The sequence below is a fragment of the Mesorhizobium sp. WSM1386 genome, assembly GCF_055901595.1.
The window spans coordinates 1,624,316-1,640,000 of sequence record NZ_CM148373.1; the positions used below are offsets into that span (position 1 = coordinate 1,624,316).

The 15,685-nt window shown below is 64.0% G+C and carries 11 protein-coding genes (1 of these 11 only partly in view); 9 read left to right on the plus strand and 2 right to left on the minus strand.

Features of this window, described 5'->3' with window-relative positions:
• Positions 1–139: 139 nt before the first annotated feature.
• The 8 genes from AC0NIH_RS07975 (at position 140) to AC0NIH_RS08010 (ending at position 11,940) form a co-directional block, all read left to right on the plus strand.
• On the plus strand, positions 140–1,393 hold the full coding sequence (locus AC0NIH_RS07975) for an aspartate kinase (protein ID WP_013892869.1): 1,254 nt from the start codon (positions 140–142) through the stop codon (positions 1,391–1,393).
• An 81-nt stretch (positions 1,394–1,474) separates the two neighbouring features.
• Positions 1,475–3,745, plus strand: a complete 2,271-nt coding sequence (ptsP, locus tag AC0NIH_RS07980; protein ID WP_023763932.1) for a phosphoenolpyruvate--protein phosphotransferase — start codon at positions 1,475–1,477, stop codon at positions 3,743–3,745.
• Between the two features lie 10 nt (positions 3,746–3,755).
• Positions 3,756–4,835 (plus strand): peptide chain release factor 1, encoded by a 1,080-nt coding sequence (prfA, locus tag AC0NIH_RS07985; protein WP_013892871.1) that lies wholly within the window; start codon positions 3,756–3,758, stop codon positions 4,833–4,835.
• Complete coding sequence (prmC, locus tag AC0NIH_RS07990; RefSeq protein WP_473463657.1) at positions 4,828–5,706, plus strand: peptide chain release factor N(5)-glutamine methyltransferase; 879 nt, start codon at positions 4,828–4,830, stop codon at positions 5,704–5,706. The genes prfA and prmC overlap by 8 nt, the downstream gene beginning before the upstream one ends.
• Before the next feature lie 302 nt (positions 5,707–6,008).
• Positions 6,009–6,962, plus strand: a complete 954-nt coding sequence (locus tag AC0NIH_RS07995) for a DUF4167 domain-containing protein (RefSeq protein WP_473463659.1) — start codon at positions 6,009–6,011, stop codon at positions 6,960–6,962.
• A 220-nt stretch (positions 6,963–7,182) separates the two neighbouring features.
• Positions 7,183–9,789, plus strand: coding sequence for an ATP-dependent chaperone ClpB (gene clpB, locus AC0NIH_RS08000; protein ID WP_473463662.1), 2,607 nt, complete (start codon positions 7,183–7,185; stop codon positions 9,787–9,789).
• 72 nt (positions 9,790–9,861) lie between these two features.
• On the plus strand, positions 9,862–10,227 hold the full coding sequence (locus tag AC0NIH_RS08005) for an MmcQ/YjbR family DNA-binding protein (RefSeq protein ID WP_023780265.1): 366 nt from the start codon (positions 9,862–9,864) through the stop codon (positions 10,225–10,227).
• A gap of 201 nt (positions 10,228–10,428) precedes the next feature.
• Complete coding sequence (locus tag AC0NIH_RS08010) at positions 10,429–11,940, plus strand: L,D-transpeptidase family protein (RefSeq protein WP_473463665.1); 1,512 nt, start codon at positions 10,429–10,431, stop codon at positions 11,938–11,940.
• Here the strand turns inward: AC0NIH_RS08010 and AC0NIH_RS08015 are convergent.
• Entirely contained in the window at positions 11,914–12,546 is a 633-nt protein-coding gene (locus tag AC0NIH_RS08015) for a TMEM175 family protein (RefSeq protein ID WP_473463668.1), read from the minus strand. The two genes, AC0NIH_RS08010 and AC0NIH_RS08015, sit on opposite strands and share 27 nt — an antisense overlap.
• A gap of 153 nt (positions 12,547–12,699) precedes the next feature.
• On the opposite strand from AC0NIH_RS08015, the gene AC0NIH_RS08020 reads away from it, so the two are divergent.
• Positions 12,700–14,277, plus strand: coding sequence for an MFS transporter (locus AC0NIH_RS08020; protein ID WP_473463670.1), 1,578 nt, complete (start codon positions 12,700–12,702; stop codon positions 14,275–14,277).
• Positions 14,278–14,288: 11 nt separating this feature from the next.
• Here AC0NIH_RS08020 and AC0NIH_RS08025 read toward each other — a convergent pair whose 3' ends face one another.
• Positions 14,289–15,685, minus strand: partial view of a M23 family metallopeptidase gene (locus AC0NIH_RS08025; protein ID WP_023780263.1) — the 3' portion only. It continues 574 nt past the right edge of the window; 1,397 of the gene's 1,971 nt are visible here — the last part of the coding sequence; its start codon lies off the right edge, out of view; the stop codon is at positions 14,289–14,291.

The window sequence follows — 15,685 nt, forward strand, 5'->3', positions numbered from 1 at the left end:
AAAGCGGCGATCAGCCGCCAGCCTTGCGAAACCGTCATCATTTGGCTAAGGAGGCCGCGCATTCAGCGGCCGGCGTCAGCCGGGCGCTTTCTCCCGCTTACGGCTCCTGGCCGGCTTCAGTCAAAGGCATTTCGCTTCCATGGCGCGTATCGTGATGAAATTCGGCGGAACCTCCGTCGCCGACATCGCCCGCATCCGCAATGTGGCGCGTCACGTCAAACGCGAGGTCGACGCCGGCCATGAGGTGGCTGTCGTGGTCTCGGCGATGGCCGGCAAGACCAATGAATTGGTGCAATGGACGCGCGAAGCCTCGCCGATGCATGACGCACGCGAATATGACGCGGTCGTCGCCTCGGGTGAGCAGGTCACTGCGGGCCTGCTGGCGATCACCTTGCAGAACATGGGCGTGCATGCGCGCTCCTGGCAGGGCTGGCAGATCCCGATCAAGACCGACAATGCGCATGGCGCGGCGCGCATCCTCGACATCGACGGCGCCTTCCTGGTCAAGCGCTTCGGCGAAGGCCAGGTGGCGGTGATCGCCGGATTCCAGGGCATTGGGCCCGACAATCGCATCGCTACGCTTGGCCGTGGCGGCTCCGACACCAGCGCGGTGGCCATCGCTGCCGCTGTCAAGGCCGACCGTTGCGACATCTACACCGACGTCGACGGGGTTTACACCACCGATCCGCGCATCGAGCCGAAGGCGCGGCGGCTGGCCAAGATTTCGTTCGAGGAAATGCTTGAAATGGCTTCGCTCGGCGCCAAGGTTCTGCAGGTGCGTTCGGTCGAGCTTGCCATGGTGCACAGGGTGCGTACCTTCGTGCGGTCGTCCTTCGACGATCCCGATGCGCCTGGAATGGGGGATTTGCTCAATCCTCCGGGAACGCTCATTTGCGACGAGGAAGAGATCGTGGAACAGCAGGTCGTCACCGGAATTGCCTACGCCAAGGACGAGGCCCAGATTTCGCTGCGCCGCGTCGGCGATCGGCCAGGCGTCGCCGCCGGCATCTTCGGGCCGCTGGCCGAGGCCAACATCAATGTCGACATGATCGTCCAGAACATCTCCGAGGACGGCAAGTTCACCGACATGACCTTTACCGTGCCGTCGGGCGACCTCGACAAGGCGCTTGCCGTGCTCGACCGGCTGAAAGCCGAGGTCGGCTACGACGTCGTCCAGTCTGAAGCCGGCATGTCGAAAGTTTCGGTCATCGGCATCGGCATGAGAAGCCATGCCGGCGTCGCCGCCACCGCGTTCAAGGCGCTGGCCGACCGTTCGATCAATATCCGCGCGATCACGACCTCCGAGATCAAGATTTCGATACTGATCGACGGTCCATACACTGAACTCGCGGTTCGTACTTTGCATTCCGTCTACGGTCTCGATAAGCAGTAGCAAGACTGAATCAGTTGTTGCGTGAGTGCCGGCCGCGGCGGAAACTGCGCCGGCAAGAAGCCCATTGGAGAACAAGCCGCGATGCGTGATCAGGCCAGTGGCCCGCGCGTTTTGCTCAAACGGCTCCGCGAGCTCATGCAGGAGCCGCTGGAGCCGCAGGAGCGGCTTGACCGGATCGTGCGCGACATCGCCTCCAACATGGTCGCCGAAGTGTGCTCGCTCTATGTGCTGCGCGCCGATTCGGTGCTCGAACTCTATGCCACCGAAGGCCTGAACCCGAACGCCGTCCACCTGGCGCAGCTCAGGCTGGGACAAGGCCTGGTCGGCACGATCGCGGCGAGCGCGCGGCCGCTCAACCTGTCCAACGCGCAGGAACACCCGGCCTTCGCCTACCTGCCGGAGACCGGGGAGGAGATCTACAATTCCTTCCTCGGCGTGCCGGTCCTGCGGGCAGGGCGCACGCTGGGCGTCTTGGTCGTCCAGAACAAGACCATGCGCCACTACCGTGACGACGAGGTCGAGGCGCTGGAAACCACCGCGATGGTGATCGCCGAGATGATCGCCACCGGCGATCTGGCGCGGCTGACCCGGCCCGGCCTCGAACTCGATTTGCGCCGCCCGGTCAGCTTCACCGGCCTGTCGTTCAACGATGGCGTCGGGCTTGGCCACGTCGTGCTGCATGAGCCGCGCATCGTCGTCACCAATCTGTTCAACGAGGACAGCGAGGAGGAGGTCCGGCGGCTCGAAGCCTCGCTCGGGTCGCTGCGGTTGTCGATCGACGACATGCTGGAACGCCGCGACGTCGCCTTCGAAGGCGAGCATCGCCAGGTGCTGGAAGCCTACCGCATGTTCGCCAATGACCGCGGCTGGGTGCGCCGGCTGGAAGAGGCGATCCGCAACGGCCTGACGGCCGAAGCGGCGGTCGAAAAGGTGCAGAGCGACATGCGTGCGCGCATGCTGCACATGACCGATCCCTATCTGCGCGAGCGGATGAGCGATTTCGACGACCTCGCCAACCGGCTGCTGCGTCAGCTTATGGGGCGCGGCCCGGAGGATGTCGCCGCCTCGCTGCCGAAGGATGCCATCATCGTCGCCCGTTCGATGGGCGCGGCCGAGCTGCTCGACTATCCCCGCGACAAATTGCGCGGGCTGGTGCTCGAGGATGGCGCGGCCACCAGCCACGTCGTCATCGTCGCGCGCGCCATGGGCATTCCGGTCGCCGGCCAGATGAAGGGCGCCGTCTCCATGGCGGAAAACGGCGATGCCATCATCGTCGACGGCGAGGAAGGCGCGATCCATCTGCGGCCGCAGTCCGATCTCGAAGCCGCCTATGCCGAAAAGGTGCGTTTCAGGGCACGCCGGCAAGAGGTCTATCGCGAGCTGCGCAAGAAGCCGTCGACGACCAAGGACGGTGTCCAGGTCGATCTCTTGATGAATGCCGGGCTGGCCGTCGACCTGCCGCAACTGGCTGAGGCGGGCGCGGCCGGCATCGGCCTGTTCCGCACCGAATTGCAGTTCATGGTCGCCTCGACCTTTCCCCGTGCCGAGGCCCAGGAGAAACTCTACCGCGACGTGCTCGAGGCGGCACGCGGCAAGCCAGTCACCTTCCGCACCATCGATATCGGCGGCGACAAGGTGCTGCCTTATTTCAAGGGCGCCATCCAGGAAGAGAACCCGGCGCTCGGCTGGCGAGCGATCCGCCTGACGCTCGACCGTCCCGGACTGTTGCGCACCCAGATCCGCGCCCTGCTGAAGGCCAGCGGCGGGCGCGAGCTCAAGCTGATGCTGCCGATGGTGACCGAACTCGGCGAGATCGCCCAGGCGCGCGAGATCATCGACCGCGAGGTGCGGCATTTGTCGCGCTTCGCCCATCATCTGCCGACCAGCCTCAAGCTCGGCGCCATGCTGGAAGTGCCCTCGCTGCTGTTCCAACTCGACGAATTGATGAAGGCCGTCGACTTCGTCTCGGTCGGATCGAACGACCTTTTCCAGTTCGTCATGGCGGTCGACCGCGGCAACACGCAGCTGGCCAACCGCTTCGACACGCTGTCGGCGCCGTTCCTGCGCGTGCTCAAGCAGATCGCCGACGCCGGTGCCCGCAACCACACGCCGGTCACCCTGTGCGGCGAACTCGCCGGAAAACCCATTTCCGCGATGGCACTCATCGGCCTCGGTTTCCGCTCGATCTCCATGTCGCCGGCCTCGATCGGCCCGGTCAAGGCGATGCTGACGGAGCTGCCGCTGGAAGAATTGAAGGCGTTCTTCGACGACAATCTGATGGCGCCGGCGCAGGGGTTGCCCATGCGGGCGCTGCTGCAGGCCTTTGCCGACGACCGCTCGATCCCATTGTAGCTGCCTCATCATGGTCAACCTGCCACGCGATCGTATGGATCAAGTCGTCAAGCGTTTCGAGATGCTCGAAGCGCAGATGTCGGCCGGGCCGGCGCCGGATGCCTATGTGAAGATGGCATCCGAATATGCCGAGCTGCAGGAGATGGTGGCCAAGGTTCGGGCGCTGCGCTCGGCCGAGCATGAGCAGGCCGATCTCGAGGCGATGCTCGCCGACAAGGGCACCGATGCCGAGATGCGGGCCCTGGCCGAGGCGGATCTGCCTGGTGTCGAGGAGCGCATCGAGGCGCTGCAGAAGGATATCCAACTCCTGCTGCTGCCCAGGGATGCCGCCGACGACAAGAACGCCATCCTCGAAATTCGCGCCGGCACCGGCGGCGACGAGGCCGCGCTCTTCGCCGGCGATCTGTTTCGCATGTATGAACGCTATGCCGCCGAACATGGCTGGCGCTTCGAGACGGTGTCGGCCAGCGACGGCGATGCCGGCGGCTTCAAGGAAATCATCGCCACCATTTCCGGCAGAGGCGTCTTTGCCCATCTGAAATTCGAATCCGGCGTGCATCGCGTGCAGCGCGTGCCGGCGACCGAAGCCAGCGGCCGCATCCACACCTCCGCCGCCACCGTAGCAGTGCTGCCGGAAGCCGAAGAGGTCGATATCGACATTCGCGCCGAAGATATCCGCATCGACACGATGCGGGCCTCCGGCTCGGGCGGCCAGCACGTCAACACCACCGATTCGGCGGTCCGCATCACCCATTTGCCGACCGGCATCATGGTGGTGCAGGCGGAAAAGTCGCAGCATCAGAACCGGGCGAAGGCCATGCAGATCCTGCGCGCCCGGCTCTACGACATGGAGCGCAGCAAGGCGGACGAGGAACGCTCGGAGGCGCGCAAGTCGCAGGTCGGCTCCGGCGACCGTTCGGAGCGCATCCGCACCTACAATTTCCCGCAGGGCCGCGTCACCGACCATCGCATCAACCTGACGCTCTACAAGCTCGACCGGGTGATGATGGGCGAGCTCGACGAAGTCATCGACGCGCTGATCGCCGATCACCAGTCGAAGCTGCTCGCCGATATCGGCCTTGATGGCTGACAGCCTGCCAGAGGCGCTGGGGCCGCTGCTGCGGGAAGCGCGGGCTCGGCTCGTGGCCGCCGCTGTCGATGATCCGACGCTCGACGCCAGGCTGATCGTCGAGCATTTTTCCGGTACCACGCGCACCCAAGCGATTGCCGATCCGGAGTTCAAGGTTCACGGGCGCGCCATCGAGGCGATCGACGCCGCCTTGAGACGAAGGGCCGGTGGCGAACCGGTGCATCGCATCCTCGGCTACCGGGAATTCTACGGTTTGCGCCTGTCGCTGTCGCCCGAAACCCTGGAGCCGCGGCCGGATACCGAAACGCTGGTTGAGGCAATCTTGCCTTTCGTCAAGGCAATCGCGGCGCGCGAGGGCGCATGCCGCATCCTCGATCTCGGCACGGGGACGGGCGCTATCGCCCTGGCGCTGCTCAGCGCCGAGCCGGCCGCGACCGCCACCGGTGTCGATATCGCCCCCGGTGCGCTGGCGACGGCGACCGGCAATGCCGGGCAGCTCGGGTTCGGCGGCCGGTTCACGGCGCTGCAGTCGGACTGGTTCGAAAAAGTTTCGGGCCGATACCATGTAATTGCCGCAAACCCTCCCTATATAACTTTTCAAGACATTGGAAATCTGCAGGACGAAGTCCGCGATTTCGACCCGCGCCTGGCCCTCGATGGCGGCGTGGATGGGCTGAACCCCTACAGGATCATCGCCGCCGAGGCGGCAAGGTTTCTGGAAGCCGAAGGCAGGGTTGCGGTCGAGATCGGCCGCACGCAGCAGGACGAAGTTACGGATATATTCAGGTCTGCAGGTTATGGACTGGTCGGTGCTTTCCGCGACCTTGGTGGAAACGACAGGGTTCTTGTCTTTCAACGGGGAAAGCCTTGACGCAGTGCGAAAAAAGCGCTTGGCAATGCCGGGGAATGCGGCTAGGGTCGCCTTAACCGGATGAGACGAAGCAGGCAGTGCTCTTAGCGATTCGGTTTCCTTGGAAATAGCTGCCTTCTTGCGCAAACGACGCCCAAGCTTCGTGCGGGAATCGTCCGGCAAGTGATGTAACCGGAACAGGATGGCACGTGGCGCCAACGCAATTGATGCGGGCGAACGCCGGTGAAGAAACCGAACGGCTGGCTGCATGAGCGCCACCGTTCGTTACGAGTTTTCAAAAATTTCAAAATGAAGAGAGTCGAATGAGGCCACAACAGCAGAACAGGCGCATGCGCGGTCGCAACAACAATGGCGGCGGCGGCGGCAATAACAATAACAACAACAACAACCGCAAGGGGCCGAATCCCCTGACGCGCAATTACGAGAGCAACGGTCCGGACGTAAAGATCCGTGGATCGGCTCAGCAGATCGCCGAAAAATACGCCACCCTGGCACGTGACGCGCAAAGCTCCGGCGACCGGGTCATGGCGGAGAACTATCTCCAGCACGCAGAACATTACAATCGCATCATTGCCGCCGCCCAGGCGCAGATGCCGATCCAGAACGTCCAGCAGAATCGCGACGATTTCGATGATGACGGCGACGAGGATCGCGACGAGTTCGACAATGCCGGGTCCGGCAATGGGGCAGGAAACGGCGGCAACGTTGGGCCCGAACCGCAAGTTCCGGTGGTCAACCATGGCGCCGGGCCGCAGCCGGTGATCGAGGGCATGCCGGCCGAGGTGGCACTGAACCGGGAAAGCGGCCGCGATAATCGTGATGGCGGCCGTGATAATAGCGGGCGCAACAATGGCGGCCGCGACAATGGCGGACGCCACCGTGATCGCCGCCCCAATGGCGGCTATGGCCAGAATGGCCAGCGCGATTATGCTTCCGCAGAGCAAGGCGGACAACAGCAGCGCAACGAGGCCCCGGTCCAGGCGGAAGGCGCCGTGTCGCCGGCCGAGAGCGTTGCCGCAGCCGAGCCGGCTCCGTCGTTCGAGAATTTTTCGCCCGCCGGTCTGGCGGCCCAGGCCGAACTCAACGAGGCAGCCGCCGAGAGCGGTGCCGCCCGCCGCCCGCGGCGTCCGCGCCGTCCTCGCACCAATGCCGACCAGGTCGACGCCGGTGGCGGCAACGCCGATACGGGTGAGATGACCACGGCCCCCGCCGACAGCGGCAATGCCGAGCCGGCCACCACCGATATCGACAACTGATCGGACAGTATTTCAAGACGTTGAACGGCGGAGAGAAATCTCCGCCGTCTTCGTTTGGGCTGACGTGGAATATTATGCATTGACCGATATCAAGGCGTCTTGAGACGGCATGGCCTATGCACCATATCTCGGCTGAACTGGATCCGGCTCGAATGGGCGGGTCCGTCACCGTAATCTGATCCGGTGCCGCAAAGCGGGCCGGTGACGGAAGGAGACAGATATGAACCTTGAGAAATATTCCGAGCGCGTGCGCGGCTTCATCCAGTCCGCGCAGACCATGGCGCTCTCACGCAATCACCAGCAATTCACCCCCGAACATATCCTGAAAGTCCTCGTCGACGATGACGAAGGCCTAGCCGCGTCGCTGATCGAGCGCGCCGGCGGCAATGTCCGCGACGTCAAGCTCGGCGTCGAGACGGCGCTCGAGGCGATGCCCAAGGTGGAAGGCGGCAACGGCCAGCTCTATCTGGCGCAGCCTCTGGCCAAGGTGTTCTCGACCGCCGAGGAACTGGCCAAGAAGGCCGGTGACAGCTTCGTCACCGTCGAGCGGCTGCTGCAGGCGCTCACCATGGAGAAATCGGCCAAGACCGCCGACATCCTGGCCAAGGCCGGCGTCACCGCGCAGGCGCTGAACCAGGTCATCAACGATGTCCGCAAGGGCCGCACCGCCGATTCGGCGAGTGCCGAACAAGGCTATGACGCGCTGAAGAAATACGCGCGCGACCTGACGGCGGATGCCCGCGCCGGCAAGCTGGACCCCGTGATTGGTCGTGACGACGAGATCCGCCGCACCATCCAGGTGCTGTCGCGCCGCACCAAGAACAACCCGGTGCTGATCGGCGAGCCGGGCGTCGGCAAGACCGCGATCGCCGAAGGCCTGGCGCTGCGCATCGTCAATGGCGACGTGCCGGAATCGCTGAAGGACAAGCAGCTGATGGCGCTCGACATGGGCGCGCTGATTGCCGGCGCCAAGTACCGCGGCGAGTTCGAGGAGCGGCTGAAGGCCGTGCTTTCGGAAGTCACGTCGGCCAACGGCAGCATCATCCTGTTCATCGACGAGATGCACACGCTGGTCGGCGCCGGCAAGGCGGACGGCGCCATGGATGCGTCGAACCTTCTGAAGCCGGCGCTGGCGCGCGGCGAACTGCACTGCGTCGGCGCGACCACGCTCGATGAATATCGCAAGCATGTCGAGAAGGATCCGGCCCTTGCCCGCCGCTTCCAGCCGGTCTTCGTCGATGAGCCCACGGTGGAGGACACCGTCTCGATCCTGCGCGGGCTGAAGGAGAAGTACGAGCAGCACCATAAGGTGCGCATCTCGGACTCGGCGCTGGTGGCGGCGGCGACGCTGTCCAACCGCTACATCGCCGACCGTTTCCTGCCCGACAAGGCGATCGATCTCGTCGATGAAGCCGCGTCGCGGCTCAGGATGCAGGTCGATTCGAAGCCCGAGGCGCTGGACGAGATCGATCGCCGCATCATGCAGCTCAAGATCGAGCGCGAGGCGCTGAAGGTCGAGACGGACGATGCCTCGAAGGACCGGCTCGCCCGCCTGGAAAAGGAGCTGGTCGGCCTCGAGGAGGAATCGACCGAGATCACCGCCAAGTGGCAGGCCGAGAAGCAGAAGCTTGGCCTCGCCGCCGACCTGAAGAAGCAGCTCGACGAGGCACGCAACGATCTGGCCATTGCCCAGCGCAAGGGTGAATTCCAGCGCGCCGGCGAACTTGCCTATGGCAAGATCCCGGAGCTGGAAAAGAAGCTGAAGGAGGCCGAAGCCCAGGACGGCAAGGTGGGGATGGTCGAAGAGGTGGTCACCCCCGACCACGTCGCCCATATCGTCTCGCGCTGGACCGGCATTCCAGTCGACAAGATGCTGCAGGGCGAGCGCGACAAGCTGTTGCGCATGGAAGACGAGATCGGCAAGCGTGTCGTCGGCCAGGGCGAGGCGGTGCAGGCTGTTTCGAAAGCCGTGCGTCGGGCCCGTGCCGGCCTGCAGGATCCGAACCGGCCGATCGGTTCGTTCATCTTCCTCGGGCCGACGGGTGTCGGCAAGACCGAACTGACCAAGGCGCTGGCCAGCTTCCTGTTCGACGACGACAGCGCCATGGTGCGCATCGACATGTCGGAGTTCATGGAGAAGCACTCGGTCGCCCGGCTGATCGGCGCGCCTCCCGGCTATGTCGGCTATGAGGAGGGCGGTGCGCTGACCGAAGCCGTGCGGCGCCGGCCCTATCAGGTCGTGCTGTTCGACGAGATCGAGAAGGCGCATCCGGATGTTTTCAACGTCTTGCTGCAGGTTCTCGATGACGGCCGCCTGACCGATGGCCAGGGCCGCACCGTCGATTTCCGCAACACGCTGATCATCATGACGTCGAACCTCGGCGCCGAATATCTCGTCAATCTCGGCGAGGACCAGGATGTCGACGCGGTACGCGACGAGGTGATGGGCGTCGTCAGGGCATCGTTCCGGCCGGAGTTCCTCAATCGCGTCGACGAGGTGATCCTGTTCCACCGGTTGCGACGCAAGGACATGGATCGCATCGTCGAAATCCAGCTCAAGCGGCTGGAAAGCCTGCTTGTCGATCGCAAGATCACGCTGGCGCTGGATCACGAGGCGATCGAATGGCTGGCGGCCAAGGGTTACGACCCGGCCTATGGTGCGCGACCGCTGAAGCGGGTGATGCAGAAGGACCTGCAGGATCCGCTGGCGGAGAAGATCCTGCTCGGCGAAATCCTCGACGGTTCGACGGTCAAGGTGACGGCCGGATCCGACCGGTTGAACTTCCGCTCGAAGCCGTCGATCGTCGCGGCCGAGGCGGCGGCCTGATCCAATGCCGCGCATCCAGTCCCGGATGCGCGGCATTTTCTTCTAGGCATTCCTATTAACAGCGAGGCCCGGATGACGCTGGACGACTACAACAGCTTCTGCGCCTCGCTGCCGGCCACAAACCATGTCGTCCAGTGGGGCGGCGCCCATGTCTGGAAGGTCGCGACCAAGGTCTTCGCGATCGGCGGCTGGGACGACGGAAAGCAACTCTTCGTCACCTTCAAATGCTCCGACATCGCCTATGATGTGCTCAAGGAGCAGCCTGGCTGTCGGCCCGCGCCCTATCTTGCATCGCGCGGCATGAAATGGATCCAGCGTCAGACAAGCCAGAGCGTGGATGATGCGGCGCTGAAGGACTACCTGCGCGAGAGCCATCGCCTGGTCGCCCTGAAACTGACCAAGCAGGCGCGCAAGCAACTGGGGCTTGGCGCAAGCTAGCGAATATTCCGAGAGACGCCGGAAGCCGCCATCTTCATGCCCGGTTCATGTTGGAACCATAAGGTGGTTAACTGGTTTGCTGGCGAGGGGGTTCGCCTACCGCATCGGTCCGAAAATCGTTTCGATTTCGGAAGGCATGATGTGGCATCCTAAAGAACAATGCCGGGCGGCGGCAATTTACGGACCGGAGAGTTGGCTACAATGTTCCGCACGATCTTTGCCCTTTCGGCGCTCGCCGCCGGGCTTGTGTCCTCCGGTGCGTTTGCCGCACCGACGCAGGACGATGCACCAAGGGTTGTCCGTGCTGCCGATGCCGGCGGCATCCTTGTCGCGCAGGACGGCAATCTCGATATCTACTACGACGCCAGGGGCAATCGCGTCATCGTCGATGCCGATACCGGCAAGGTCGTCGCCATCCAGCCACCGCAGTCACGGCTCGACCGGCGCGCGCTGCGCCGCGAGATGCGGCTGCGCGAGCTGGGCCGCGGCCCCGCCGACGATGACCGCTACTATCTCGACGATCCGGAAGACATGGCACGCTTCCGCCGCAAGCAGTTGGAAGAGGAAGGCCGGGTCATCCCGCCGCCCGCGGATGACGGGGACAATTCGGTGGAAGCCTATCCGCCGGCACCACAGGACGACGGCAGCTACGACAACAATTACCCCGACGCGCCGCAGCCCGCAAAGCCGCATACCATCAAGCGCCAGCCGCTCGATGAAGCCTCGATAGATCCTCTCCAGCCGGCAGCGCCCGAGGATCAGGACGCGCCCACCGATCAGGCGGCGCTGCCGCCGAATGCTGGCGGCAACACAGCGGTCGACCCGTCGCTGTCGCTGGGAGCGCGGCAGGATGTCGCCGCCCTGCAGGTGCTGCTCGACCGCGGCGGTGCTTCGCCCGGCGTCATAGACGGGCGCTTCGGCTCGAACGTCGACAAGGCGCTCGCCGCATACAACGAGATCACCGGCAGCAATTTGAAGTCGACCGATGCGGTCGGTATCCAGGCCGCTCTTGCGCAATCGGGCGGCGATGCCTTTGCCAACTACACCATCACGCCAGAGGATGCGGCCGGCCCCTACGTCGCCTCGATCCCGGAAGACTACAGCCAGAAGGCGCAGCTCGACCGCATGGGCTACACGTCGGTGCCCGAAGCGCTGGCGGAACGCTTCCACATGGACGAAAACTATCTGAAGTCGATCAACAAGGGCCTCGACTTCAATCGCCCCGGGACGATCATCAAGGTTGCCAATTTCGGCAAGCTGGTGTCGACCCCGGTCGCGCGCATCGTCGCCGATAAGGGCAAGAAGGAAGTCTACGCCTACGATGCGGGCGGCAAGCTGGTCGCAGCCTATCCCGCGACCATCGGCTCGGCCGACACGCCGTCGCCCACCGGTATCCACACGGTGTCGCGCATCGCGCTCGACCCGAACTACACCTACAATCCCAACATCAATTTCAAGCAGGGCCAGAACGACAAGATCCTGACCATCCCGCCAGGTCCCAACGGGCCGGTTGGTTCGGTGTGGATCGCGCTGGACAAGCCGACCTACGGCATCCATGGCACGCCGGAGCCGTCGAAGATCGGCAAGACCGAAAGCCATGGCTGCGTGCGCCTGACCAACTGGGACGCGCGCGAGCTTGCCAAGCTGGTGTCGCCAGGCGTCACCGTGGAGTTCGTCGGGGGACCTTCAGCCGATGATTTTGCGCAGCAATGAGCCGCGCAGCGCGGCGGCATAGACCAGCTGCACCACCAGAATGAAGCCAACGCTGAGCAGAGGGGTGACCAGGCAAAGTGCGGCGCCGATCGCCCATAGAATCTGTGCCTTGACGATGCGCAGATAGACCGTGCGTTTCGTTTGCGCGTCGACATCTTCCGCCACAAAGCCGTTCTTCTCGGCGTAGCGCCAGCTGGCGAACAGCGTGACGCCGAGCATCAGCAGATTGAGCCAATAGACAAGAACCGCGGTCCTGAATTCGAGGAAGTCGGCCAGAAGGTCGGTCGAGAATGGCAGCAGGGCGATAAAGGCGAGAAAGCAGAGGTTCAGCGTGGCGAGCCGCCGGTCGGATTTGGCGATCAGCCCATGTTGCGCCTGCTGGCCGAACCAGAAGATGGTCAGCGTCAGGAAACTCAAGGCGTAGGTCAGGAAGCGTGGCGCCAGTGCCGCGATGGCGGCAAGCAGATCGCGCTCGGAATGAACAGCCTCATGCGCCGGCACCCTGATCTCGAGCACGATCAGGGTCAGCGCGATGGCGAACACGCCGTCGGTGATGCCGACGATGCGGCCACGTCCCTCCGCCGATGCTTCAAGTGGGCGCTTCATCGATTTCTCCCCGCCTGTTGCTCGCGCCGGAACCTAGCATGACTGCGGCCGTTTGCATCCGATAGAGCGTCATCCTGGCCAACTGGCTGGTTTCAAGGACAGCAAGGTGCTGGCCGGTTGTTGCAAACACAATGGCGGTCTAAGCAGGGTTCCATGCATTCACCAAGCAAAGCAGCCGCCATCCCGCTGACCAGCCCGGTCACCACCGGAACCTTCTGTCCGCAATCGCAGCGGCGATACGTGTTGATCGCAGCGATCCTTGCTTCGGCGCTCGGCTTCATCGATGGCTCGATCCTGGCCATCGCCATGCCGGCGATCCGCGTCGATCTCGGCGCCAGCCTCGCCGAGGCGCAGTGGATTTCCAATGCCTATGCGCTGACGCTGTCGGCGCTGATCCTTGCCGGCGGTGCCGCCGGCGATCGGTTCGGGCTGCGCCGCGCCTTCGTGGCCGGCATTACGCTTTTCGTCGCCACATCGCTCGCCTGTGCGCTGGCGCCGAACGCCGTCGTGCTGATCGCGTTTCGCGCCCTCCAGGGCATTGGTGCCGCGATCATGGTGCCCGGCAGCCTCGCCATCATCGCCAAGGCCTACCCGAAAAAGGAGCGCGGCCGAGCGATCGGCATCTGGGCGGCGGCCTCGGCCTTGACCACCGCGCTTGGTCCCGTGCTCGGCGGCCTGGTGCTTTCTGCTTTCGGCGACGGCATTTGGCGGGCGATCTTCGCCGTCAACCTGCCGCTCGGCCTGATCTCGATCTATCTACTGCTCGTCAAGATCCCGGCCGATGCACCGACGGAGAAGCGCAGCCTCGATCTTGGTGGCGGCGCGCTCGCGACGTTGGCTTTCGGCGCGCTCGCTTATGGACTGACCTCGATGAGCTCCAGCGGCGAAGGCCATATGGCTGGGCCCAGCATTGCCGCCGGCGCCGTGCTGCTGGTCGTCTTCATCCTGTTCGAGCAGCGGCAGCGTGAGCCGATGATCGACCTCAGCCTGTTTCGCATCGGCGCTTTCGCCGGCGCCAATGTGGCGACCTTCTTCCTCTATTTCGCGCTGTCAGCCAATCTTTTCTACCTGCCCATGTTGCTAATCGCCGGTTGGCGGCTGAGCACGGCCGAAGTCGGCTTCATCTTCCTGCCGCTGTCGGCATCGATCGCGCTTCTGTCGGGACCGGTCGGCCAATTGTCGGACCGGATCGGACCGCGTTTCCCGATCGCCTGCGGCAGCCTGATCGTGGCGGTCGCCTTCGCCGGGCTTGCCCTGCTCGCCCATGCCGGCTTCCATCATTTCTGGACGGGGATATTTCCGCTGATGGCGCTGATGGGGCTTGGCATGGCGCTGGTCGTCTCACCTTTGTCGACCGCGATCATGACGGCGGTGGAAGACAAGGATACGGGCGCTGCCTCCGGCATCAACAATGCCGTCTCGCGCATCGGCGGCCTGATCGCCGTGGCGGCGATGGGGTCGCTGGCCGCCTGGGTCTACGCCAACGCGCTGGACGGAAGTGCGGCGCCGGGCGTGCCCGGCTTCGGCGAACCGGCGCCGACCGGACTTGCACCGGCACTCGATGCTGCAAGGCTCGCGGCCAGCGATGCGGCGTTTGCCGCCGTCTCCTTGGTGACGGCGCTGCTATGCCTGCTTTCGACAGTGATTGCCTGGACGACCATTTCCGGGGAGCCATTGCCCTGGCCGCGGCAAGCCAAAACGTCGCCGCAAGCCAAAACCCGGCAGGACTGAAATTCGAAGGCTCAGCCTTCGATTTTGGCGCTGGCGACCTTCAGCGAATTGCCGTCTTCCTGCTTCAGGAGATCGTCGATGCGCTCGCGCTCGCGCTTGAAGGCGACGAGATCGTCGCCCTTCAGCACTTTGCCGACCGGCAGCCGGACGCGCATAGAATCAACCTTCGTGCCATTGACGATCAGTTCGTAGTGGAGGTGTGGACCGGTGGAGAGGCCAGTCTGGCCAAGGTAGCCGATGACCTGGCCTTGCCGGACACGAACGCCAGGCGCGATGCCCTTGGCGAAAGCGCTCTGGTGATTATAGGAGGTCTCGTACCCGTTGGCATGGCGCAGGATGATCTGCTTGCCATAGCCACCGGCCCAGCCCGCTTTCTCGACCACGCCGTTGCCGGCGGCAATGATCGGCGATCCGATGGGAGCAGCCCAATCGGTGCCCGTGTGCATGCGGACATAGCCGAGAATAGGATGCTTGCGTGCACCAAACCCGGAGGTGAATCTCCCGTTTGGCAGTGGATTGCGCAGCAGGAACTGCTCGGCGCTCGATCCATTCTCGTCGAAATAGTCCGTGCTGCCGTCCTGCATCTGGAAGCGGTAGAAGTTGCGCGTCGTGCCGCCAAATGTTGCCGAGACATAGAGAAGGTCCGAATTGTCGGAAGTCTGATCGTCGCCGTCCGGCTGCGAGAACAGCACTTCCAGCCTGTCCGACGGATTGAGCCGCGACTGGAAGTCGACGCCAGGCGCAAGCAGCTTGATCAGCCGCTGGGTCATCGCCTTCGACATGCCGTAGGAATAGGCGGTGCGATAGATGCCGTCATAGACATTGGGAAGATTGCCGCGCACCACCACCGGCGCCGACGAATCGTCGAACGCGGTCAAAAGTTCGGGATTGGGCTCCGGTTCCTGCGCGGGCACATACTGGCCGCGGTCGTCGAGCGCGATGGTGACGATATGGGTAGTCTTGTCGTAAACGCTGGTGCGCACGACCTTTGCGGCATCGCCGCGAACCTCGAGACCGACTCGCAGCACCGTTCCCGCCTTGAGTGCCGGGGCGTTCAAGAGCTTGGCGATTGCTTCGGCCATGCCGGTGGCGTCTTCGCCCGTGTAGCCCGAATCGGCGAAGGCCTCGGTAAGTTCGGTATCCCTGGTGAAGGGAATGATTTCCTCGGCGAAAGCCGGCGCCTGGTCGTCGACATTGGCGCGCGGCGCCACGGAGACGTTTTCCGGTACGATCTTCACGTCATAGGAGCCGGCCATGCTTTCGGCAAAGGCTTCGCCGAATCGCTGCGGGTCGACATAATGGAGTGAAGCGACCTGCACGGCGCCGTCGCTGAGGTCGGTGCCGGCTTCGCGCACCACCTTTTCCACCTCATCGGCGGACAGGTCGCTCTTTTCGTCGAAGGAAGCCG

Excerpts from the sequence above, each read along its gene's own strand:
- AC0NIH_RS07975 (WP_013892869.1), top strand. The coding sequence starts at position 140 with ATGGCGCGTATCGTGATGAAATTCGGCGGAACCTCCGTCGCCGACATC.
- ptsP (WP_023763932.1), top strand. The coding sequence starts at position 1,475 with ATGCGTGATCAGGCCAGTGGCCCGCGCGTTTTGCTCAAACGGCTCCGC.
- prfA (WP_013892871.1), top strand. The coding sequence starts at position 3,756 with ATGGTCAACCTGCCACGCGATCGTATGGATCAAGTCGTCAAGCGTTTC.
- prmC (WP_473463657.1), top strand. The coding sequence starts at position 4,828 with ATGGCTGACAGCCTGCCAGAGGCGCTGGGGCCGCTGCTGCGGGAAGCG.
- AC0NIH_RS07995 (WP_473463659.1), top strand. The coding sequence starts at position 6,009 with ATGAGGCCACAACAGCAGAACAGGCGCATGCGCGGTCGCAACAACAAT.
- clpB (WP_473463662.1), top strand. The coding sequence starts at position 7,183 with ATGAACCTTGAGAAATATTCCGAGCGCGTGCGCGGCTTCATCCAGTCC.
- AC0NIH_RS08005 (WP_023780265.1), top strand. The coding sequence starts at position 9,862 with ATGACGCTGGACGACTACAACAGCTTCTGCGCCTCGCTGCCGGCCACA.
- AC0NIH_RS08010 (WP_473463665.1), top strand. The coding sequence starts at position 10,429 with ATGTTCCGCACGATCTTTGCCCTTTCGGCGCTCGCCGCCGGGCTTGTG.
- AC0NIH_RS08015 (WP_473463668.1), bottom strand. The coding sequence starts at position 12,546 with ATGAAGCGCCCACTTGAAGCATCGGCGGAGGGACGTGGCCGCATCGTC.
- AC0NIH_RS08020 (WP_473463670.1), top strand. The coding sequence starts at position 12,700 with ATGCATTCACCAAGCAAAGCAGCCGCCATCCCGCTGACCAGCCCGGTC.